Source organism: Xenorhabdus sp. TH1 (assembly GCF_037260955.1).
Classification (GTDB): domain Bacteria; phylum Pseudomonadota; class Gammaproteobacteria; order Enterobacterales; family Enterobacteriaceae; genus Xenorhabdus; species Xenorhabdus griffiniae.
Genome location: NZ_CP147734.1, coordinates 1,332,643 through 1,354,748 on the forward strand (window position 1 = coordinate 1,332,643; position 22,106 = coordinate 1,354,748).

The 22,106-nt window shown below is 39.9% G+C and carries 20 protein-coding genes; 13 read left to right on the top strand and 7 right to left on the bottom strand.

What is annotated here, in order from left to right; all coding sequences use genetic code 11:
• Nucleotides 1-574: 574 nt before the first annotated feature.
• Nucleotides 575-919, top strand: coding sequence for a YejG family protein (locus WDV74_RS05890; protein WP_193848728.1), 345 nt, complete (start codon nt 575-577; stop codon nt 917-919).
• Between the two features lie 95 nt (nt 920-1,014).
• Here WDV74_RS05890 and mepS read toward each other — a convergent pair whose 3' ends face one another.
• Both mepS and WDV74_RS05900 read right to left on the bottom strand, forming a co-directional pair.
• Complete coding sequence (mepS, locus tag WDV74_RS05895; protein ID WP_338885108.1) at nt 1,015-1,602, bottom strand: bifunctional murein DD-endopeptidase/murein LD-carboxypeptidase; 588 nt, start codon at nt 1,600-1,602, stop codon at nt 1,015-1,017.
• Between the two features lie 344 nt (nt 1,603-1,946).
• Entirely contained in the window at nt 1,947-2,651 is a 705-nt protein-coding gene (locus tag WDV74_RS05900; protein ID WP_338885109.1) for a phosphatase PAP2 family protein, read from the bottom strand.
• A 556-nt stretch (nt 2,652-3,207) separates the two neighbouring features.
• On the opposite strand from WDV74_RS05900, the gene WDV74_RS05905 reads away from it, so the two are divergent.
• Both WDV74_RS05905 and WDV74_RS05910 read left to right on the top strand, forming a co-directional pair.
• Nucleotides 3,208-3,528 carry a type 1 fimbrial protein gene (locus WDV74_RS05905; protein ID WP_338885110.1) on the top strand — a complete coding sequence of 107 codons (321 nt, stop codon included), beginning with the start codon at nt 3,208-3,210 and terminating at the stop codon, nt 3,526-3,528.
• A 282-nt stretch (nt 3,529-3,810) separates the two neighbouring features.
• Entirely contained in the window at nt 3,811-4,122 is a 312-nt protein-coding gene (locus WDV74_RS05910; RefSeq protein WP_338885111.1) for a type 1 fimbrial protein, read from the top strand.
• 77 nt (nt 4,123-4,199) lie between these two features.
• Here the strand turns inward: WDV74_RS05910 and yeiP are convergent, their stop codons facing one another.
• From yeiP to WDV74_RS05925, 3 genes are all read right to left on the bottom strand, one after another.
• Nucleotides 4,200-4,772, bottom strand: coding sequence for an elongation factor P-like protein YeiP (gene yeiP, locus WDV74_RS05915; RefSeq protein ID WP_338885112.1), 573 nt, complete (start codon nt 4,770-4,772; stop codon nt 4,200-4,202).
• A gap of 130 nt (nt 4,773-4,902) precedes the next feature.
• Complete coding sequence (gene mtr, locus WDV74_RS05920) at nt 4,903-6,147, bottom strand: tryptophan permease (protein ID WP_338885113.1); 1,245 nt, start codon at nt 6,145-6,147, stop codon at nt 4,903-4,905.
• Between the two features lie 141 nt (nt 6,148-6,288).
• On the bottom strand, nt 6,289-6,708 hold the full coding sequence (locus WDV74_RS05925; RefSeq protein WP_338885114.1) for an NUDIX domain-containing protein: 420 nt from the start codon (nt 6,706-6,708) through the stop codon (nt 6,289-6,291).
• Nucleotides 6,709-6,927: 219 nt separating this feature from the next.
• Between WDV74_RS05925 and fruK the strand changes: the two genes are divergently transcribed.
• Nucleotides 6,928-7,866 (top strand): 1-phosphofructokinase, encoded by a 939-nt coding sequence (gene fruK / locus WDV74_RS05930; RefSeq protein WP_338885115.1) that lies wholly within the window; start codon nt 6,928-6,930, stop codon nt 7,864-7,866.
• On the opposite strand, the gene nfo is transcribed toward fruK, so the two are convergent.
• Together nfo and WDV74_RS05940 are read right to left on the bottom strand one after the other, a co-directional pair.
• Nucleotides 7,867-8,709 (bottom strand): deoxyribonuclease IV, encoded by an 843-nt coding sequence (nfo, locus tag WDV74_RS05935; RefSeq protein ID WP_338885116.1) that lies wholly within the window; start codon nt 8,707-8,709, stop codon nt 7,867-7,869.
• A gap of 95 nt (nt 8,710-8,804) precedes the next feature.
• Complete coding sequence (locus WDV74_RS05940; RefSeq protein ID WP_338885117.1) at nt 8,805-9,887, bottom strand: YeiH family protein; 1,083 nt, start codon at nt 9,885-9,887, stop codon at nt 8,805-8,807.
• A 188-nt stretch (nt 9,888-10,075) separates the two neighbouring features.
• Between WDV74_RS05940 and yieE the strand changes: the two genes are divergently transcribed.
• The 9 genes from yieE to dld all read left to right on the top strand — a co-directional run bounded on the left by yieE (nt 10,076) and on the right by dld (nt 21,999).
• Nucleotides 10,076-10,939 (top strand): DNA-binding transcriptional regulator YeiE, encoded by an 864-nt coding sequence (yieE, locus tag WDV74_RS05945; protein WP_338885118.1) that lies wholly within the window; start codon nt 10,076-10,078, stop codon nt 10,937-10,939.
• Nucleotides 10,940-11,077: 138 nt separating this feature from the next.
• Nucleotides 11,078-12,565, top strand: coding sequence for an amino acid permease (locus WDV74_RS05950; RefSeq protein ID WP_338885119.1), 1,488 nt, complete (start codon nt 11,078-11,080; stop codon nt 12,563-12,565).
• A gap of 229 nt (nt 12,566-12,794) precedes the next feature.
• Nucleotides 12,795-13,928: an ABC transporter substrate-binding protein gene (locus tag WDV74_RS05955; RefSeq protein ID WP_338885120.1), complete on the top strand. Its 1,134-nt coding sequence runs from the start codon at nt 12,795-12,797 to the stop codon at nt 13,926-13,928.
• A gap of 19 nt (nt 13,929-13,947) precedes the next feature.
• The gene (locus tag WDV74_RS05960; protein ID WP_338885121.1) at nt 13,948-15,033 is read left to right on the top strand and encodes an iron ABC transporter permease; all 1,086 of its coding nucleotides are present in this window, start codon (nt 13,948-13,950) and stop codon (nt 15,031-15,033) included.
• Nucleotides 15,030-15,818 carry an ABC transporter ATP-binding protein gene (locus WDV74_RS05965; RefSeq protein WP_338885122.1) on the top strand — a complete coding sequence of 263 codons (789 nt, stop codon included), beginning with the start codon at nt 15,030-15,032 and terminating at the stop codon, nt 15,816-15,818. The genes WDV74_RS05960 and WDV74_RS05965 overlap by 4 nt, the downstream gene beginning before the upstream one ends.
• 259 nt (nt 15,819-16,077) lie before the next feature.
• Nucleotides 16,078-18,036 (top strand): ligand-gated channel protein, encoded by a 1,959-nt coding sequence (locus tag WDV74_RS05970; RefSeq protein WP_338885549.1) that lies wholly within the window; start codon nt 16,078-16,080, stop codon nt 18,034-18,036.
• 457 nt (nt 18,037-18,493) lie between these two features.
• Entirely contained in the window at nt 18,494-18,706 is a 213-nt protein-coding gene (locus WDV74_RS05975) for a hypothetical protein (RefSeq protein ID WP_338885123.1), read from the top strand.
• Nucleotides 18,696-20,081, top strand: coding sequence for an APC family permease (locus tag WDV74_RS05980; RefSeq protein WP_338885124.1), 1,386 nt, complete (start codon nt 18,696-18,698; stop codon nt 20,079-20,081). Before WDV74_RS05975 ends, WDV74_RS05980 begins: the two co-directional genes overlap by 11 nt.
• 187 nt (nt 20,082-20,268) lie before the next feature.
• On the top strand, nt 20,269-21,999 hold the full coding sequence (gene dld / locus WDV74_RS05985) for a D-lactate dehydrogenase (RefSeq protein WP_338885125.1): 1,731 nt from the start codon (nt 20,269-20,271) through the stop codon (nt 21,997-21,999).
• The last annotated feature ends 107 nt before the right edge of the window (nt 22,000-22,106 follow it).

The following is a 22,106-nucleotide window of genomic DNA, read 5'->3' on the forward strand; positions in this document are numbered from 1 at the left end:
TTTTTAGGGGTCATCTGCCAGTATGGGATGGCCTTTTGTTTATTATCAGATGCTCTTTTTTTCGTATCAAAGAAAAAAGATATGTTTGTTTAAGTGTTTTTTCTAACGTGCTCTAAGCCTTTAAAGAGGTTATTGATTAAGCTGATAAACAGGAAATATCGAGCAATCATCAAACAAATATAGAAAACTATTCACTCTATCATATTCAATTGGTAGTTGAATGTTGGTTTTTTGTTAACATTTCATCATGGTTTTATAACTATGGAAGGTTATAGAACTATTCTTATCTAACCTGTTGTAAATAAAAAAATTATGCTTTTTTTGTCATTCAGTAACGTTTGAAAGAAACAAATATGTAAATAAATTTTGAACTAAAGGTTGCTTTTTTGAATAAAAATAAGTTGAATTTTTTACCTAAACAGTATAAATATATATAAAATGCGAGGTAGGTCGCACTTTTTTTGAAGTGGAAAGCGAAGTAAGTACGGTAACGTAATTTTTATTTTAACCTTTTGTTTACTTTTTTGTTGGGCGGTTATTCGGTTTTGACGAATCGATATGATAGGAATGATACGTGAATAATATCCAACTTTCGGTAGTACACAGACTGCCGCAAAGTTATCGGTGGTCAACTGGCTTCGTTGGTACAAAAGTTGAGATTTTACCAGCAGAAGAAACAGATTTAGGAAATAGCCTGATGGGGCTAAAATTATTAAGTCATGAAGGCGAAGAAGCACGAGAAATTTTGCATGTTATAAATCAGTCTATCGCTGATATGCAGATACCAAGTGCTGTGATTGAATGGGAAGGAGAACCATGTTTGTTTTTTGCTAAGGAAGATGAAAGTGCGGTGATATGTCGTCTGAAGACGTTAGGTGCTGCAATTGCGGAAAATATAACTGCGCTGTATCCACTATAATTTTATCCATTGATAAAAAACGCTTCTTCAAGAATGGAAGCGTTTTTTAATGTTTGCAAGGGAAAATTTCAGTTGTAAAACGTTTTAGGTGTTGGTTAAATCGAGGCTTTTATGTTATCTGATAACACTCGTCTTGCACCATAGTAACGTTTATTCCAGTAAGTATCGGTCAATTTAGAAACGACAACCCCATTACTGGTTGATGCATGGACAAATTGATTATTGCCGATGTAGATACCAACATGGCGCCTGCGAGCCCCTGTCTTGAACAGCACTAAGTCCCCCGCCCGTAATTTAGAGCGACTCACGGTTTGCCCTATATTCTGCTGTTCTGACGTGGAACGTGGTAACTCCATACCAAATTGATCATGAAAAGTACGTTGCACAAAAGCAGAACAATCAATGCCACGTTTGGTATTTCCACCAAGCCGATAGGCTACACCTTTCCAGTCTGCGTATTGGCTGAGTATTTTAGACTTGATATCTAACTTATTGACCAGATTTTCAAATTCATCCTGAGATGCTTGCAGTAAATAGTGCTTTCCAGTGTTTACTGCATGCACCTCAGTGTGGTTATTGCGTAGGTTAGAATCTGGTGAACTACATGCAGTCAGTGCTATTGTTGCTATAACTGCGGGTATTAGCCGCAAGATGTATCTCAGCATGGGTTTCGATTTAACCATTTATTGATGTTCCCTTGCAGTCCTTACAGTGACTTATCACTATCATGAAAACATTGAATGTTTTAAAGCCTAGTCAGAATAGGGCGAATTAACAAATTTTCTGTCTATAAAATGTGCGAAGTAACGCATTTTATTATTATCTTTACAAAACATATTATTTTAATAGACAGAACGCAGGAAAGATTACTGAAATCATGAATAAAAAGCGAGAGACAAAAAGAGTTCTTTACAAAAAATTAGATTAGGAACTAATAGGTTAGAATGGGTTGTTGCTATTTTATACTGTTTTGATGAATATGAGGTGATATTGAGGAGTTAACGGATATCTCCTCAATATGACAAGTTTAATTATTACGTTTAATATGCGGTAATTTCTTGTCTAGCCATATTGCCATCATATCACTTAATGGGGTTAGCAATACCCAGCTCATGCCGATCAGCGTTAAAGATAAAGAGCCTACTGCAATGTCTGTAAACCAGTGGGCTCCTGCCATAATACGGGGAAGAGCAAAAACAATCATAATCAGTAGAGCAATGCAAAATGCACTGCGGGAGATATAACGCAGAATGAAGCTGCTGAAAATTAAGAGCATTAACCCGTGATCACCAGGAAAACTGTCTTTGGATGCATCTTTGGTATGCCAGCTTGTCATTTCGTTTATGCGATTCACATTTTCAAATGTCAACGTTGGGCTTGGGCGGCTGACAGGGATTTTATGGCCTATTTGATTAATGATAATGGCAGATATCAGCATGACTAATCCAATCATGAAAAGTCGGCGCTTGCCGGCATAATTCTGTTTGCGAAATGCACTATAATAAAGTAATCCCATGCATAAAAGTGATATAACATCGAATGCTCTAATATTCGCGATAGCGACAAATAGGGAAAATTTCGAATCTGGCAGTAATTTTTCATTAAAAAAATAAAAAATAGCAGAATCAATATGGAACCAAAAGCCGTGGTTCTCAGGCAAATACCATGAGAGAAACAGGGCAATACCAAGGATATTGAGAATGAGTATAGCGAATGAGTGACTGCGAGTCATGAGATACCTATTTAACACATAATATGGGGTTAACTAGGGAAGGGACTATAACAAAATTTATGGGAAAGCGTAATAACCATCGAATACTGTGATCAAGGTGTAGTTGTATCAGAATATTTGTATCCTTACTAAGTTTTGTCGTTATTAAAGATGTATACCAATCTAACGTTAAGATGCGTGTGATTTCTCCCCGCGAAGCGGGGAGAAATCAGGTTTCATAGCGTGTTGTAAATTGCAACTTGAAGTTTAATGCGTATAACTAGTTTTGTGATATCGAAAAAATAGCTAAATCTCTATTGCAGTACCGCTAATATATATTTGATGCAATATTGGTGTCTGACTATCATTATATAACCATCAACTGATTTTATCATATCCTAAATTATTAGCGCATTATATCGAATTGTGGTTGTAGTTAATAAATAATTAAAGAAAAAGTTTCATTTGACGTTATATCGTTATAGAGCAGAGCGTTACACCATTATCTGGTTTTCAAATTGGCGCGGGGCTAAAGTTGGAAAAAGATAACAACACTTGTAGTGGAGGTTGAATGCTTATGTTACGAAAAATGACGACTTTTTTGTTCATGTCTTTATCTTATTCTCCTGTAATGGCGAATTCTCCATCAACTTCCAGTTCTAGAACTATTTATTTTCATGGTGCTATTGTTGAATCCCCATGCCAACTGAGTTGGGATAAAAAGTATGCTGAGATAATCTGTTGGTATAATGGTAAGCAATTAATTAAAGAGAAAATGATAGAATATCAAAAAGATAGAAAATCCCCGTTATTGATTGAAAAACACATCGGAAAAGACGAAATAAAATGGGTGGGAAAAAATAAGGAATTGGGGATTGTTACTATAACTTATCATTAAATGTTACATAAAAGTATAATAATTATTTATTCTAGCTAAATAATATAATATAAAATCAATAAACTTATCCGTGATTTAGTTCAAATAATGGCTATTAATAACAGTTTTTTTAATTAATCAGTAATAATAGTGTGCCTATTTTTTAATTAAAAAATGACTTTTGATATTTATCAATAAAAGTTCTCAATGTCGTATTTTTCTTACATGAAATAGTTATTATGGAGATGAAGGAATAAAAGGTAGCTGAGTTTTAGTTAATGGAAAAACGAAAGTGAGGTCACCATGAAAAATTATCTTAAGCTGTTAATGAGTTGTTTATTAGTTTCATGGCTTTCTTATGGATATGCCGAATCTAACGGAGGAATCATTCGGTTTTCAGGTGCGATTGTTGATCCAGGATGTCAAGTTGTTATAACAAACACTCAAGCCAATATCTCTTGCTATCGATTAGGTAAAAATCTCACTGTTAAACACATCATTTCAACTCACAAAACGAAAGGCGATGTCATGCTTCCTGGTAACATAGGTGTTTCCAGAGTGAAGTGGACTGATAATCAGAAACGTGTGGCAATTGTTAATGTGGATTACTTCTAACTTCAAAAACCATGAGTTGCTCTTTTGACGAGAATAACGTGCGATACAAAGAGCAACTCATATTTCAGGATAAAGAATTAGTCACAACGTCCCATATAACGACGCTCTGCAATATGAATGCGGATTTTTTCACCAGAACTCAAATATTCAGGAACTTGAATCGTCAATCCTGTACTCATTTTAGCCGGTTTAGTGCGAGCACTCGCTGATGCTCCTTTAATACCTGGTGATGTTTCCTCAATGACCATATCAACAGTTTGAGGCAATTCAAGCGCTAACAATTGCCCATCCATTGTCAGAACCTGCATTCCTGGTAGACCTTCTTCGGGGATAAATAGCAGTTCTTCTTCGATTTGATCTTTTTTGAAGTGATAAGGGGTGAAATCTTCGTCATCCATAAAGATATATTCATCACCATCAATATAAGAAAAACTGACACCACGGCGGGTCAATGTAATGGTTTCAAGAATGTCATCGCCTTTGAAACGTTCTTCCACTTTTTGACCAGTACGAATATCAGTAAAACGCATCTTATATAGCGTGCTGGCACCGCGTGCGCTGGGTGATTGAATGTCGATGTCTTTAACTAATAATAGTTTTCCATTGTAGCTGATTGCGGCGCCGCGCTTAATTTCATTGGCTTTAGCCATAGATACCTTCCGTAAAAACAAGGAAATAGTGGAATGAATATTTAAGTGGCGACAAAATTACTCGCAGTTGTCCTATTAGGCAAGAAGTGAATGAATGCCCCAGTAAAAATACTGGGGTGGAAGGAAAACATTAACGATAAACTGGCAGCAAACCAAACAAAGAGAGAATGTGTGCTAGCATATTTATCAAACCGAATAGGATAACAAAAATAATCAAAAATTTACCGCCCGGTGCCCGATAGCTGGATGTTGGATAACGTTTACGGCTAGCTCGTGCCATTAAAGCCGGAACAATAACTGCCCAAATAGTTGCAGCCAGGCCAGCAAAACCGATTGCATATAGGAAACCGTTTGGAAAAAATAGTGACAATGCAGTTGGGGGAACGAATGTAATCAGCGCTGTTTTAAAACGACCATTGCGAGAGTCGCTGAATTTAAAATAGTCCGCCAGATAGTCAAACAATCCTAATGATACACCTAAGAATGAACTCGCTAAAGCCATATATGAGAAGGTATTTAAGAATTGGGTTATTGTCGTATTATCAGAGGTATTATTCATTTGTTGTAATAAGTTACCAATATTACCGCCATCAGCAATAATTTGCTTGAAGGCTCCACGTGGAATATTTCCCTGAATGACGTACTGCCATAAAATGTAAATCGCTAATGTTATTAATGTCCCGTACAGCAAGCTGTGTGTAACGGCTTTGCTGTCTTTATGGTAATACTTAACTAGCCCCGGAACGTTACCGTGATAGCCAAATGAAGCTAGTAAATAAGGCAAAGAGACTAAAGCATAAGGTAAATAGTCTGAATTGGTATTAGCTTGATCAAATAAAATGGCTGACTTAACTTCGGTAAACATACCGCCGACAGACATAATAAAGGTGATTATCATGCCACCTATTAAGATAGTGCTTAAGCGATCTACGGCTTTAGTCGATAACCAAACAATGAAGGCAACAATAAAGGCAAAACATAACCCAGATATTGATTGAGGTAGCGGGATAATACTCGCGATATTGTGAGAAAGAATTGAGCCACCTGCTGAAATATAAGCATAAGTTAAGATATATAGAACAAAAGCGATGGATAAATCATTGAGAGAACTCCAACCTTTGCCTAGCAAGTCCTTGGTAACGGTATGAAAACTGGAACCAACTGGGTAATTCATATTGGCTTCCAGAATCATCAGGCCAGAGAAATACATACATGCACAGGTATACAACAGCAAAATTATTGATCCTGTAAACCAGACACCTGATGTGACAATAGGAATGGAAAACATACCTGCACCGACAGCTGTACCGGCAATGATCATAGCACCCCCAAATATAGAGGGGCGTTTTAAATTTTGTGTTACCTCAATGGTCATATAGACTCCCTGATGAATGCTGTCACCTTGTACTAGCGCAACGATACATAAATCCACTATATGTGTAAACAAATAATTAAGAAAATATATACAAAGGTAAGACAGGCTATCTAAGAAAACCTGCCAGAAGGGAGTTTGGTATTAATTTGCGAAATAGAATTGCGCTTTTTGCCATAATTTTATGGCGTTACGGCTGGCCTCAAAATGAGGTTCGGGAAGGTGGTTAGGATCACACCACATTAATTGTTCACACTTCTCAGGTTCCATTAATTGCGGCTCACCTCCGGTATACTGTGCCAGCAAACAGACTGAAACTGTGTGCTTTCCTTCCTCGCGGTAAGTTTTGAGATTATTGCAAATACCATAAACTTTGGGATCTTGGATTGTTAGGCCAATTTCTTCTTTGATTTCACGGATCGCGCACTCTTCAAAGGATTCGCCGGGATCAACATGACCACCGAAGATTGACCAGTATGGCGCATGTTGGCTGGTACGTTTTCCCAGTAAAATTTCGCCTTTATCATTGATGATGATGACACCCACTCCGACAACGACTGACACTAATATATTCCTCCATCCAGTGACCACTTACTTTGGTTCTGATTGATTTTAGTCATCTAATAAGAAATTATTCCGTTGCATATTCTGACTTTTAGCTTGCGTTAACACAATGATCAAACGGGCTATAATTTTAACTGAAACGATTCAATTTTGATGTTATAAATAACAGATAAAACTTAATGTGACTTATGACTGTTTATTCAGGAGATATCGGGCAAGATGAGCCGCCGAGTTGCCACAATTACCTTAAATCCAGCTTATGATTTAGTTGGCTTATGCCCAGATATTGTTAAGGGAAATGTTAACCGTGTACAGACGGCAGGGCTTCACGCTGCTGGTAAAGGAAACAATGTTGCGAAGGTACTGCGTGATTTAGGTATTGATGTTACGGTCAGTGGTTTTCTCGGACGAGAGAATCAGGAAGGATTTCAGCAGTTTTTTAGCGAAAACAGGATGGTAAATCGTTTTCATCTCGTCTCTGGGCGAACGCGTATTAATGTCAAGCTGACGGAAAAACACGGCGAAGTGACGGATTTCAATTTTTCAGGTTTCTATGTAACAGAAGAAGAATGGAATCGATTTGTCAGTGATTCTCTGACATGGTTAGGGCAGTTCGATATGGTTGTTGTCAGCGGTAGTTTGCCCGAAGGGATCAAATCAGAATCATTTGCGAATTGGATGATACAATTACGACAGTCTTGTCCCTGTGTTATTTTCGACAGTAGCCGTGAAGCCCTTGTTGCAGGTCTTAAGGCATTACCTTGGCTGGTAAAACCTAATCGCTATGAATTGGAGATTTGGGCAGGTAAACCATTACCGGATTTGGACAGTGTTATTGACGTAGCTCATGAATTGCGCAATAGAGGGATCGCCCACGTTGTTATTTCACTGGGAGAAGAGGGAGCATTATGGGTCAATGCCTCTGGTGCATGGTTGGCAAAACCACCACATTGTGAAGTAGTCAGCACGGTTGGAGCCGGGGACTCTATGGTGGGTGGATTGGTCTATGGTTTGCTAATGAGGGAATCCAGCGAACACACATTGCGTCTGGCAACCGCGGTTTCTGCACTTACGGTTAGCCAGCCAAATGTTGGGATTAAAAGTCGCACTGAACTTGCATCAATGATGGCAAAGATTGAATTAATTTCTGTCAGGTAATTAATTTTGCTGGGATTTTAGCCAGGCGATTTCTTCAGCCCAAATATCTGGATTGATCGTTTCAAGAACCAAGGGAATACCATTGAAACGGTCATCTTTCATGATGTAGCTGAAAGGTGTTTTACCGATATTGCCTTCACCAAGGCTATGATGTCGGTCAACACGGCTGGAAAATTCACTTTTGGCATCATTTAGATGCATGGCTTTAAGATATTTGAATCCAACAATTTCATCGAATGCCTTGAAAGTCGCATTGCAATCTTTTTCAGTACGTAAGTCGTAACCAGCCGCAAAAGCGTGGCAGGTGTCAATACAAACGCCAACGCGGGTTTTGTCTTCGACACCGTCAATAATTGCCGCCAGTTGTTCGAATGTAAAACCAAGGTTAGTACCTTGTCCGGCGGTATTTTCGATAACGGCAGTAACGCCTTGGGTTTTATTCAACGTAATATTAATGGATTCCGCAATACGGGCGAGGCATCTATCAATATCAATTTTGTTGAGATGGCTGCCCGGATGGAAGTTCAGCAGATCAATGCCTAATTGTTCACAGCGCTGCATTTCATCAAGGAACGCTGCGCGAGATTTTTCCAGGCCGTCTGTTTCAGGATGACCAAGGTTAATTAGGTAGCTGTCATGAGGAAGAATTTGTCGGCTACCATAACCGTAACGTTCACAGTTTGCTTTGAATTGATCAATAACATTTGTCGATAACGGTGGGGCGTGCCATTGGCGCTGGTTTTTCGTGAATAGGGCAAATGCAGTTGCATTTAATTCATGGGCACGGATCACTGCCTGATCAACACCGCCCGCAGCGCTTACATGGGCTCCAACAAATTTCATCTTATTTTCTCCTGTGTTTTCCTCATTATGGCATTGTTCACCTGATTGATAAAATCTTGGCCGCAAAAGTCAATTTAATATTCTCTCGTTCTGCCTTAGCGCAATAAATGATGGATGCCTTGATTGACGATTAATCCACCTACGACTAGCCAGATAAACAAAATAAGTGCCAACAAGATGGGTTTAATCCCAGCCTGGCGAATAGCACTGATGTGGGTGGTTAGCCCTAAAGCAACCATGGCCGTTGCTAGCAGGATGGTATCAATGGCAATAATATGGTGAACAAAGGATTCAGGTAAGAGATGAAAAGAGTTGAAACCCGCAGTGGCAATAAAAAATACAGCAAACCACGGAATAGTGATTGGCGATTTTTGGGGATGGGCATGACAATTTTTAACTTTCGCGCGACTGAGGTAGCCGGAAAGCAGTAATAGAAAAGGGGCTAATAACATAACGCGGATCATTTTACTGATAACCGCTGCATTTTCAGCCTCGTTTCCTAACGTATGTCCAATGGCAACAACCTGGGCTACTTCATGCACAGTTGAACCCGAAAAAATACCAAATGTTTCCTGAGTGAAATTAAGCCACGGGTAGTGGGTATTGAATTGATAAATCCACGGATAAATAAAGATTGCCAGTGTACCAAAAATAACTACTGTAGAGATGGCGACTGCAACTTTGCTGGCAGGGGCTTTGACAATGGGTTCTGTTGCCATAACCGCAGCAGCGCCACAAATACTGCTTCCTGCACCAATTAAGATCACGGTTTGGCTATCCAGTTGAAAAAAAGTACGTCCAATCCATAATGCCATAAAAAATGTTGATGAAAGCATGATGATATCGATCAATATTCCAGTTGCACCAACTTCTGTGATTTGTTGGAATGTCAGACGAAATCCATAAAGAATGATGCCTGCTCGCAATAGATAGTGTTTGGAAAAATGGATACCGCTATTGCAGGTAGATTTTAAAAAAGGATACAGCGTATTGCCGATAATAATTCCCAATAAGATGGCCAGAGTCAGGACGCCTAATCCCATATTTATAAACCAAGGAATAGTCCCGATATAGATTGCAATTGCTGTCAGGACTGTGGCTAATAGGATACCCGGAATTAATTTTAATGCGGCATTCTGGTGGAATTGGGTAAATTCCCCTACTTGATTTTCAGACATAGTGGTGGCTCTATTATCTTATGCATTTTAGGAATAAGCATATAGAAGAATTTAAAATCAATAAAATTGATAATATTTATATATATAAACAATAAAATAGATTAATTAAGGGTAACTTTTGTTAAGTTGCGTAATACTGTCTAAAATCAAGACTATCTTCCTTCTTATTTTGCTTCCCGTGAGGCCATATGCGTATCACTCTGAGACAGCTGGAGATTTTTGCAGAAGTTCTGAAAAGTGGTTCAACGACACAGGCTTCTCAGCAATTAGCATTATCACAATCTGCGGTGAGTGCTTCACTGACAGATCTCGAAGGGCAGTTAGGAGTACAACTGTTTGACAGAGTCGGGAAACGCCTGGTCACCAATGAACATGGGCGTTTGCTCTATCCCAAGGCATTGGCATTACTTGAACAGGCTGGTGAAGTGGAACAGCTTTTCAAACTTGAATTGGGCGCATTACGATTGGCGGCCAGCAGTACGATTGGCAATTATATGTTGCCTGAAATGCTGGCGAGATATCGTCAGGATTATCCTGAGACGCCATTGGAATTGAATATCAGTAATACTGGGGACGTAATCAAAGCAGTTGTTGAGTTTCGTGTTGATTTGGGATTGATTGAAGGATTGTGTCACGATCCTGAGTTGATCACACAACCATGGATGAAAGATGAGTTGATCGTTTTTTCCTCTCCAGAAAGTCCCTTGTTGCAACGTGAATTGAGCGTGGAAGATTTGATCCAAGCCCCTTGGATATTAAGAGAAAAAGGTTCAGGAACAAGGGAGGTTTTGGAACATCTTTTATTCTCACAAATGTCGAGATTCAATATTGCGATGGAGTTGGGTAATTCGGAAGCCATTAAACATGCTGTTCAATATGGAATGGGGATCAGTTGTCTTTCACGGCGAGTTGTTCAGGAACAGCTGAAAAATGGCACATTATCTGAACTTGTTATTCCCGGACTTAGCCTCAATCGCACCTTGTACCTGATTTACCATCGTCAGAAACATATATCCAATGCGTTACAGAAGTTACTGAGTTATTGTAACTAATATTAAGAATATAATCATGTAGCTAATAATTGGCTGTGGATTATGAAGGTATCTTATAACCACGAATCGTTGCTATTCTGGAGACGAGGATTTGTTACAATCCCGCGTTAAATTCATTTCAAATGATATAGGAATAGAATGTCTCGAGAAGAAAGCATGCCACGGGATCAGGCTCCCAACACCCTGCGCCGTGAATTAAAAGCACGACATATGGCAATGATTGCCATAGGTGGATCAATTGGCACAGGATTATTTGTTGCTTCTGGCGCAACCATTTCTCAGGCTGGCCCAGGTGGGGCTTTACTTTCCTATGCATTAATTGGCTTAATGGTCTACTTCTTGATGACCAGTTTAGGTGAATTGGCCGCGTTCATGCCAGTTTCAGGGTCGTTTTCAACTTATGGTTCCAAATATGTTGATGAAGGTTTTGGCTTCGCATTGGGATGGAATTATTGGTACAACTGGGCGGTGACGATTGCGGTTGACCTTGTTGCTGCGCAATTGGTGATGGGATATTGGTTTAATGATGTTCCTGGTTGGGTATGGAGTGCGTTGTTTCTTGCCCTGATTTTTCTGCTGAACTTCGTTTCCGTCAAAGGTTTTGGTGAAGCAGAATATTGGTTCTCCTTGATCAAAGTTTCCACGGTTATTGTGTTCATTGCCGTTGGCATTTTAATGATTGTCGGCATCATGAAAGGTGCTGAAGGTGCAGGTTGGCATAATTGGGCCGTTGATGACGCTCCTTTTGCGGGTGGTTTTGCCGCCATGATCGGGGTGGCAATGATTGTCGGTTTCTCCTTTCAAGGGACAGAGCTGATAGGTATTACCGCAGGGGAGTCGAAAGATCCGGCGAAAAATATCCCTCGTGCGGTGCGTAAGGTATTCTGGCGTATCTTATTGTTCTACGTATTTGCGATTTTAATCATCAGCCTGATCATCCCTTATACTGATCCTAATTTGTTGCGCAATGGTGTGAAAGATATCAGTGTGAGTCCATTTACGCTGGTATTTGAAAACGCTGGCTTATTATCAGCGGCTGCAATAATGAATGCGGTGATATTGACGGCTGTTCTGTCAGCGGGAAATTCAGGGATGTATGCTTCTACCCGTATGCTATTCACCCTGGCAAAAGAGGGGAAAGCACCGAGAATTTTTAGTCATTTGTCTAAAGGTGGTGTTCCGCGTAATGCGCTTTATGCTACGACTGTGGTAGCAGGGCTGTGTTTCCTTAGCTCCATGTTTGGTAATCAAACAGTCTATTTGTGGTTATTGAATACTTCAGGTATGACTGGATTTATTGCATGGCTCGGCATTGCAATCAGCCATTACCGTTTTCGCAAAGGCTATGTCGCCCAAGGTTTGGATCTCAATGATCTGCCATATCGCTCAGGTTTCTTCCCGATTGGGCCGATTTTTGCCTTTATCTTATGCCTGGTTATTACGTTGGGCCAAAATTATCAGGCATTTTTGCAAGATAAGATCGATTGGTACGGAGTGACCGCGACCTACATTGGCATTCCGTTATTTCTGCTCATTTGGCTTAGTTACAAGCTGAAAAAGAAAACTCGCTTTGTTAAATACAGTGAGATGGAATTTCCAGCATTCAAATATACCGATAAAGAATGATTTGTTAACCAATTATCAATAACCTGATAATTGTTAATTAAATTATTATTGATTTTGCTTTACAAAAAACTGCCTGTTCTGTGATGGAATTGGCAGTTTTTATTTTTCAAGGGATTAGGAAAGGAATAACGATGGTAAATTTCGGCTATACCACCCCAATCGCATTGATAAGTATTCTTATTTGCTTTATTGTTAGCAGCATAATTGTTGCATGAAGAGGCTAACTAAAGTGAAGTTTGTATTTCGAACAGTCGTGAAAAATGTGAGTATCAGTCTAATAGCGGGTTCTGCCATGATGGCAAGTTTTGCATCTTGGGCTGAAACAGTCACTGATATTGCTGGACGTACTGTTGAAGTGCCAGAGAAAGTTAATCGTATCTTGTTGGGTGAAGGTCGTCTGTTCCATTCTGTCGCTATATTGGAAGGAGATAAACCTCTGGCGCGTATCGCTGGTTGGCAAGGTGATTTCCGTAAACTGGACCCACAAACTTACGCTATTTATAAAGCTAAATTTCCTGAAATCGATAATATCCCTCTGATTGGTAATACCAGCGCGGATAGCGTCAGCTCTGAGAAAGTGCTGACACTCAATCCTGACGTTGCCATTTTTGGTCTGTCTGGACATGGCCCAGGCAAAAACAGTGAGTTGGTGAAACAGTTAGAAAAAGCGGGTGTACCTGTTGTTTTTGTCGATTTTCGCAATGATCCCCTGAAAAATACATTACCTAGCATCCGTATGCTGGGCAAAATCTTGCATCGTGAAGATCAGGCTAATGCTTATGCTAATTTTTATGAAAAAAATCTTAAATTAGTGACTGATATTACAGATCGCATACCCGATGCTGAGAAACCTTCCGTCTTTATTGAATTAAGGGCTGGTTCTAGTGAAGACTGCTGTGGTACGGCAGGTAACGGCAATATGGGGAATTTCATTGATTTGGCGGGTGGCAAAAATATCGCTAAAGAAGTATTGCCTTCTCCATTGGGCACAATGAATCTGGAAAAAGTTATTGCTGAAGATCCTTATATTTACATCGCAAGCGGTGCGCAAGATCCAGGTGACAAAGGTGACGGGATCAAAATGGGAGCCCAAATTTCTGCCGATACTGCCCGTGCTGGCTTGAAAGAAATCACAGAACGTAAAGGTATCAATAACTTAACCGCCGTGAAGGAAGGGCGTAGCTATGCTATTTGGCATCACTACTATAATTCTCCTTATAATGTTGTTGTTACCCAAGTTTTTGCTAAATGGTTCTATCCTGAAAAATTCGCTGATTTAGATCCGCAACAAACATTGAAAGAACTTCACAATCAATTCTTGGCTATTGAACCGGTAGGTACATATTGGGTCAGCGAGAAATAAGCAGTAACAGGTAATAAGAATGAGCGTCACTACCGAGCCTATGCCAATGGTAAAAAAACAATTGAATGAGTGCGATATAAAAGCACATTATCGTCATATCCTGTACCGACGTATTGCATGGATATTATTCATCGTCCTGGCAATTGGCATTTCTGTTGTACTGGATTTTACCTTGGGGCCATCAGGGTTATCGCTGCAAGCCCTCTGGCAAACCCTGTTTTCACCAGAGAGTGTTAACGCAGCAACACGGGTGATTGTTTGGGATATCCGATTGCCCTATGCTCTGATGGCGGTAGTGATCGGCTTATCACTGGGACTGGCCGGTGCTGAAATGCAGACGATTTTAAATAACCCGCTAGCTAGCCCATTCACGTTGGGCGTTTCCCATGCGGCTTCTTTTGGCGCGGCATTAGCTATTGTGCTTGGCATTGGTATTCCGGGAATACCGGATCAGTGGTTTATTTCTGCAAACGCTTTTCTCTTTGCATTATTGGCTGCTTTAATGCTTGATGGCATTACCCGTTGGACGAGAGTTGCAACCTCTGGTGTTGTGTTGTTTGGGATTGCAATGGTATTTACCTTCGATGCGTTAGTTGCGATGATGCAATTTATCGCTACGGAAGATACCTTACAGGGATTGGTTTTCTGGACAATGGGTAGCCTCGCCAGGGCGACATGGGAAAAACTGGGTATTATGGTGTTAGTTTTCTCTGTCATTATGCCTTTCTCATTGAGCAATTCTTGGAAATTGACCGCATTGCGTTTGGGAGAAGATCGGGCTACCAGTTTTGGAATCAATATTAGCCGCCTTCGTTTGGGAACATTGTTGCGTATCAGTATCCTGACCGCATCGGCAGTTGCATTTGTTGGTCCTATTGCTTTTATTGGATTGGTGGCTCCTCATATCGCCAGAATAACGTTTGGTGAAGATCACCGTTTCTTCTTGCCGGCAAGTGCGCTGATTGGTGCACTAGTTTTGTCCATGTCTTCCATTGCGTCTAAGAATCTGATACCGGGTATTATTATCCCAGTTGGAATAGTGACTTCATTGGTTGGTGTGCCTTTCTTCCTGAGTATCGTTTTACGCCATAGGGGGAATGTATGAGTCAGGGATTAAAAATCAATTGCCTGACGGCGGGGTATCCAAAGCACTCTGTGATTGAAAAGCTGGATATCAGTGCATTGCCACGTGGTCAAATTACTGTATTGTTGGGACCGAATGGTTGTGGTAAATCTACACTTCTGCGTTCGCTGGCGGGATTGAATAAAGCCAGAGGTGAACTGCTGTTGGATGGGCAGGATCTGATGAAGATGAATTTTGCCCAACGTGCCCAAAATGTCGTTTATTTGCCTCAATCATTACCAGCAGGTGTGCATCTTCATGTATTAGAATCGGTGATTGTTGCTCAACGAGCATCAGGGGGAGTGAGCAATAGCCAATGTGAACAGGAAGTCATGGAACTATTACGCCAGCTTGGTATTGAACATTTGGCGTTTAGCTATTTGGATCAACTATCTGGTGGTCAAAAGCAGTTAGTTGGATTAGCCCAATCATTAATCCGTCGTCCGACATTATTATTATTAGATGAACCATTAAGTGCACTGGATTTAAATTACCAATACCATGTAATGGATTTAGTTGCACGTGAAACGCGCCGTCGTAATATTATTACGATTGTTGTTGTTCACGATATTAATATTGCATTGCGTCATGGTGACCATGTGCTAATGCTAAAAAAAGGTAAATTAATTTCTGAAGGTAAACCTGAGCAGGTTATTACACCAACTAGTTTGGCTGAAGTTTATGGCATTAGGGGCCGAATTGAACGTTGTTCTCAGGGAATACCGCAAGTATTAATTGATGGCTTAGTGACAGAATTAATCAGTTAGAATAATAAAAGTTATATACCAACCTAACTTCAAGATGCATGTGATTTCTCTCCCGCTTTGCGGGGAGAAATCAGGTTTCATATCGTGTTGCAAATTGCAACTTGAAGTTTAATGCGTATAGATTACTTTAATAGAATTAAAGTTTAATTTAATTAATATAACACTGGCAGGAATAAATTAATTATTCCTGTATTGAGGTTGTGTGTCGATTTTTTATATTAATTTAAATAATTCTATTCTACCTTTTGGAGAATTGGGAATGGTTGTTTTTGCAAAGAAAAAAATTGTATTAGGTATTATTGCTGCTATTTCATCCAGCGCAGTTTTTGCTGCTAATAATAGCGAAGATAAAATTGTTGTAACTACTGCGGCGGGTTTCCAGCAAAAGATCGAAGATGCACCTGCGTCTATTTCAGTTGTTAGCCGCGAACAATTGGAAACAAAAGCCTACCGTGATGTAACGGATGCATTGAAAGATGTGCCGGGAGTGGTTGTTACTGGTGGTGGTAGTAGCAGTGATATCAGCATTCGTGGTATGGCTTCTAAATATACCATGATCTTAGTTGACGGTAGACGTGTTGATACACGTAGCACCCGTCCAAATAGTGATGGTTCGGGAATTGAACAAGGATGGTTACCACCATTAGCCGCTATTGAGCGTATTGAAGTGGTGCGGGGACCAATGTCTTCTCTATATGGTTCTGATGCTATGGGGGGAGTGATCAATGTTATTACTCGTAAAGCTCAGAAAGAATGGCATTTAACTCTGAAAGCAGATTCTACTCTGACTGAGAATAAAAATTCTGGTAACAGCTATCAGAACAGTATTTATACTGCAGGGCCAATAATTGATGGATTATTGGGATTAAGAGTGAGTGGTTTATATTCTCATCGCAATGAAGATAAATTTTTAGGCGGATTTAGAGAGCAGGAAATGCGCAATGGTGCAGTAGAGTTCTCTTTAACCCCAGATGAGAAAAATACTTTCACTTTTGAGGCTGGCCGCTATGAACAAGATCGCGATTCAACTATTGGTAAGACGCGTGACTGTCAGCCAAGATCTTGTGAAGATGATATAAGTCGTTATAAACGTAATAATTACGCTATTACACATCATGGTGTTTATGATTTTGGTACGATGACGTCTTATATTCAAAGAGACGAATCGCGTAATCCTGAACGTAAAATGACAAACAATGATACGGTATTGAATAATCATACGGCATTTGTATTCGATGACCACACAGTAAGTGTTGGTGGACAATACCGTTATGAAGATTTACGAGATAATAGCAATAAGTTACCTTCAGCTAAAGATGTTAATAAGTTAACCCGCTGGAGTTGGGCATTAGTCTTAGAAGACGAATGGCAAATGGTTAATGATTTTGCTCTTACTAGTGGAGTACGGTTAGATAAAGATCAAAATTTTGGAACGCATTGGACACCTCGTCTATATGGGGTATGGCACGCTGATGAACAATGGACGATTAAGGGTGGAATTTCTACCGGCTATCGCTCTCCTGATATAAGGCAAGTTGCTCCTAATTGGGGGCAGACAACAGGTGGGCGGTTTAAAAATGGGATGATTTTAGGGAACCCAGATCTCAAGCCAGAGAAAAGTGTCAATGAAGAAATTAGTATTATCTGGAATAATTTAGAGAACTTTAATATTGGTGTAACTGTCTTTAATACTGCTTTTAAAGATAAAATTACTGAAATTGGGGATTGCGAGAAGGGTTGTAAGCTCGGTGGTGAAGTTTATGATTTTATTAACAAGCGTATAAATGTTGATAAAGCTAATATTCGAGGTATTGAAACCACCATGAATTGGAACATTGTTGAAAGTTTATCACTGGCAGCAAACTATACTTATACCGATTCTGAGCAAAAAAGTGGTAAATTCAAAGGTCAACCATTAAACAAAATGCCAACACATATGGCAAATGCAACTTTAAATTGGCAACCATTACCTGAATTAGATACATGGACACGTATTAATTTCCGTAGTAAAACAAAGAATTATCAGTACCGCTCTAGTATGAGAGAGGGAACGCCTTCTTATACTTTTGTCGATCTAGGGGTAACTTATAATTTAAATAAAAATCTACGCTTATTAGGTGGGGTTTATAATATTCTTGACAAAAGAGTAACTGAACAAACTTATGATGCAGTCCTGGATGGTCGCCGTTACCACATTGGTATTAATTATGATTTTTAATTAATATCTTTCTTTTTTATAAATATTAATCATTATACTTAACATCTGGACATCCTATAGAATCATCCCGTCATTAATTTTGTCATGATGGGATGATTTTTTTGCTATCAGAAAAGCATAATTAAATGGCAAATAGTTTTTCTCTGTGCTAAAAACTTATCAAAAGCCAATTGGCTCTGTTGGCATTAGGTTGCACACTAACTCAGTAAGAGCCTACTCCATAAGGCTCTGTAGTGTCGTAAAAAATAATAAATTTTTAGTGTTATCGCGCTTGCTATTTCTGGACTTGAAGTGCAAAATGCGTGCACTAAAAATAACTGGTGCGTAAATATGCATCAGTTATTTTTTTTGCTTTGAATTATTTTTTACAACACCAAGAGGCCGGATCCGTTCCGGATCGATATTGACCACAAGCAACCATAATTGAAATGGGGTTGCTGTACTGAGGAATGCAAATATGGAGCAATTATTCTCTTTTGCACTTGTGCCAATTGGCGCTCGTTGCTGCAACGATGACTATGGGGCACGGCCCTCTGTCAATTTACCGTTCACCAATTCTTCTTTCTTTTCTGTTTATAGACAGAAGCGAAGTCTGCCCAGTAACTATCGATTAAGTAGTTGTATCAGTACCCAAATCGAAGTTATGGGAGGTTTCGCTCATGTTGCATAATACCACCACTCCTACTGCACTTGGTATCAACCAAGCCAGTGCTGACAACCGCGTTCAACTAAGAAGAACATTGACTCTGTTTCAAGTCGTCATGATGGGGCTTGCCTATCTGCAGCCAATGACTATTTTTGATACATTTGGCATTGTTTCTGGTTTGACTGGTGGGCATGTTGCGACATCTTATGCTATTGCATTAACTGCGATTTTATTTACAGCGCTAAGTTATGGAAAATTAATAAAGCGTTTTCCATCGGCGGGTTCTGCTTATACTTACGTACAAAAATCAATGAGCCCCCATCTTGGATTTATGGTGGGTTGGTCTTCTTTACTGGATTATATGTTGATGCCGATGATCAATGTATTATTGGCAAAGATTTACCTACAGGCTTTGTTCCCTGGTATTGAACCATGGATCTTTGTAGTCATGTTGACTGCACTTATGACAATCATCAATCTGAGTGGTATCAATGTCGTTGCTAATATCAATAGCATCGTGGTTATTGTCCAGATTGCTGTTATGGTGATACTCGTTGGGTTAATGATCCGTGGTGTTCATAATGGAGAAGGCGCAGGAACGTTACTGAGTATTCAGCCATTTACATCAGAGGAAGCACAATTAATTCCGATGATTACTGGCGCGACAATACTTTGCTTCTCATTTCTTGGGTTTGATGGCATTAGCTCTTTGTCGGAAGAAACACCAAATGCAGGTAAAGTTGTCCCTAAAGCGATTTTCTTGACGGCGTTAATTGGTGGTATAATTTTCATTGCTGTATCTTATTTCTTACAGCTTTATTTCCCAGATATTTCTCGGTTTAAAAACCCAGATGCTTCCCAGCCAGAAATTATTCTTTATGTCGCTGGTGCGTTATTCCAGTATGTAATTCTCATATTTTCCAGTGTCACGGTAATGGCTTCTGGCATGGCTGCACATGCGGGTGTATCTCGTCTGCTCTATGTTATGGGACGTGATGGCGTATTGCCTGAAAAAATATTTGCGTATATTCACCCTAAATGGCGTACTCCGGCCATTAATGTGATATTGGTTGGTATTATCGCCTTATCAGCATGTTGGTTGGATCTGGTGACTGCGACGGCACTGATCAATTTTGGGGCGTTGGTTGCCTTTACGTTCGTTAATTTATCGGTGATTTCTCAATTCTACATCCGTGAACGTCGTAATAATACTTTGAATGACACCCTGAACTTCTTGATCTTGCCACTTCTTGGTGCTGCAGCAGTGGGTGTTTTATGGATGAATTTAGAATCAGATTCAATGGAGTTAGGCTTGATCTGGGGAGGCATTGGTCTTATTTACATGTTTTTCCTGACTCGTAGCTTCCGCCAACCAATGCCACAGTTTACGGAATCATAATCAGAAAACATTTCAGTATTCTGTTCTAAAAAAACAGCATCTGACGATGCTGTTTTTTTATCTGGGATAACAAAAGAGAACATAAATCATACAAATCTTATCAAAAAGCATCATATAATAACAAAATTTGCCGTGCCTGATTTCACTAAGAGTCTGTCTGTTTGGCTCCAATAAGGTAAGAGACGATATGAATGATGCTATAAACCCCCAAAATCAGCGATTAATTGCCACTCTCACGAATATTGTTGGATCTTCTCATATTCTCACTGAACCTCGAAAAACAGAACGTTACCGCAAAGGCTTTCGTTCTGGACAAGGGGATGCCCTTGCCGTTGTATTTCCGGGTTCATTATTAGAACAGTGGAAAGTATTTAAAACCTGTGTTGAAGCCGACAAAATTATTTTGATGCAGGCAGCCAATACTGGATTAACGGAAGGATCTACACCGAGTGGCAATGATTATGATCGCGATATCATTATTATTAGTACTTTACGAATGGATAAAATTCAGGTTCTTCCATCAACAAACCAAGTTATTGCATTTCCTGGCAGTACATTGTGGCATTTAGAAAAAGTATTAAAGCCATTAGGACGTGAACCACACTCAGTTATCGGTTCGTCCTGTATCGGTGCATCCGTTATTGGGGGGATTTGCAATAACTCAGGGGGATCTTTGGTTCAGCGTGGGCCAGCTTATACTGAAATGGCTCTATATGGCAGGGTTAATGAGCAGGGAGAAGCTGAACTGGTTAACCATTTGGGAATATCGTTGGGTGATCAACCTGAAGATATCTTGACTTGTCTGGAAGAGCAACGTTATCGAACCGAAGATATTCAGCATAGTGACAAAGTTGCTTCTGATCATGAATATTCACAGCGCGTGCGGGATGTTGATGCAGACACGCCATCACGGTTTAATGCTGATGAACGTAGGCTGTTTGAAGCCTCTGGTTGTGCGGGTAAGTTGGTTGTCTTTGCTGTTCGACTTGATACTTTTCCGGCAGAGCCATCTTCACAGGTTTTTTATATCGGCACTAACCAACCCGAAGTGTTGACAGAATTACGGCGTCATATTCTATCAAATTTTCAGCATTTGCCAGTCGCGGGCGAGTATATGCATCGGGATATCTTTGATATCGCAGAAATATATGGAAAAGACACCTTTGTTATGATTGATAAACTAGGCACAGATAAAATGCCAATGTTTTTTGATTTGAAAGGACGGATGGACACTATTTTGGGTAAGGTGCCATTTTTACCGGCACATTTAACAGATCGTGTCATGCAGGGATTGAGTCGTTTATTACCCTCCCATTTACCGACTCGCTTGAAAGAATACAGAAATCGTTTTGAACATCACTTAATGCTGAAAATGTCAGGTGAAGGTATAAAAGAGGCGAATGAATGGCTGGAAAATTACTTTAAGCAGGCGGATGGAGCGTATTTTGCTTGTACTCCAGAAGAAGGGGCGAAGGCATTTTTGCATCGTTTTGCAGCCGCAGGAGCCGCTATTCGCTACCAGGCTGTTCACAGCGATGAAGTGGAAGATATTTTGGCATTGGACATTGCTTTGCGGCGTAATGATCATGAATGGCTTGAAACTTTGCCAGCCGAAATCAATGAAGCATTAGTCCATCGGCTATATTACGGGCACTTTATGTGCTATGTATTCCACCAGGACTATATTGTTAAAAAGGGGACAGATATCCACGCCTTGAAAACAAAAATGCTGGAAATTTTGCATCAGCGTGGCGCTGAATACCCTGCCGAACATAACGTTGGTCACTTGTATAAAGCTAAACCACAGCTTAAGCATTTCTATCAAGCGATTGATCCAACTAATACCTTAAATCCGGGAATTGGGAAAACCTCCAAGCTGAAAAATTGGGGGATTACCACAGGGCGTTCACATGATTAGTGTATTTTGCTGATGGAGTAAGAGTAGAAAAAGACAACACTTTGGTGTTTGTCTTTTTCTTTATCTATATCTATTGGGTAGCTGTATATACGCATTAAACTTCAAGT

Coding starts and splice junctions, on each gene's coding strand:
- WDV74_RS05940 (WP_338885117.1), bottom strand. CDS start 9,887: ATGTCTGAAAATCAAGTAGGGGAATTTACCCAATTCCACCAGAATGCC.
- nfo (WP_338885116.1), bottom strand. CDS start 8,709: ATGAAATTTGTTGGAGCCCATGTAAGCGCTGCGGGCGGTGTTGATCAG.
- WDV74_RS05960 (WP_338885121.1), top strand. CDS start 13,948: ATGAGCGTCACTACCGAGCCTATGCCAATGGTAAAAAAACAATTGAAT.
- WDV74_RS05975 (WP_338885123.1), top strand. CDS start 18,494: ATGGAGCAATTATTCTCTTTTGCACTTGTGCCAATTGGCGCTCGTTGC.
- yieE (WP_338885118.1), top strand. CDS start 10,076: ATGCGTATCACTCTGAGACAGCTGGAGATTTTTGCAGAAGTTCTGAAA.
- WDV74_RS05905 (WP_338885110.1), top strand. CDS start 3,208: ATGTTACGAAAAATGACGACTTTTTTGTTCATGTCTTTATCTTATTCT.
- WDV74_RS05970 (WP_338885549.1), top strand. CDS start 16,078: ATGGTTGTTTTTGCAAAGAAAAAAATTGTATTAGGTATTATTGCTGCT.
- WDV74_RS05900 (WP_338885109.1), bottom strand. CDS start 2,651: ATGACTCGCAGTCACTCATTCGCTATACTCATTCTCAATATCCTTGGT.
- WDV74_RS05965 (WP_338885122.1), top strand. CDS start 15,030: ATGAGTCAGGGATTAAAAATCAATTGCCTGACGGCGGGGTATCCAAAG.
- WDV74_RS05910 (WP_338885111.1), top strand. CDS start 3,811: ATGAAAAATTATCTTAAGCTGTTAATGAGTTGTTTATTAGTTTCATGG.
- yeiP (WP_338885112.1), bottom strand. CDS start 4,772: ATGGCTAAAGCCAATGAAATTAAGCGCGGCGCCGCAATCAGCTACAAT.
- WDV74_RS05980 (WP_338885124.1), top strand. CDS start 18,696: ATGTTGCATAATACCACCACTCCTACTGCACTTGGTATCAACCAAGCC.
- mepS (WP_338885108.1), bottom strand. CDS start 1,602: ATGGTTAAATCGAAACCCATGCTGAGATACATCTTGCGGCTAATACCC.
- dld (WP_338885125.1), top strand. CDS start 20,269: ATGAATGATGCTATAAACCCCCAAAATCAGCGATTAATTGCCACTCTC.
- mtr (WP_338885113.1), bottom strand. CDS start 6,147: ATGACCATTGAGGTAACACAAAATTTAAAACGCCCCTCTATATTTGGG.
- fruK (WP_338885115.1), top strand. CDS start 6,928: ATGAGCCGCCGAGTTGCCACAATTACCTTAAATCCAGCTTATGATTTA.
- WDV74_RS05950 (WP_338885119.1), top strand. CDS start 11,078: ATGTCTCGAGAAGAAAGCATGCCACGGGATCAGGCTCCCAACACCCTG.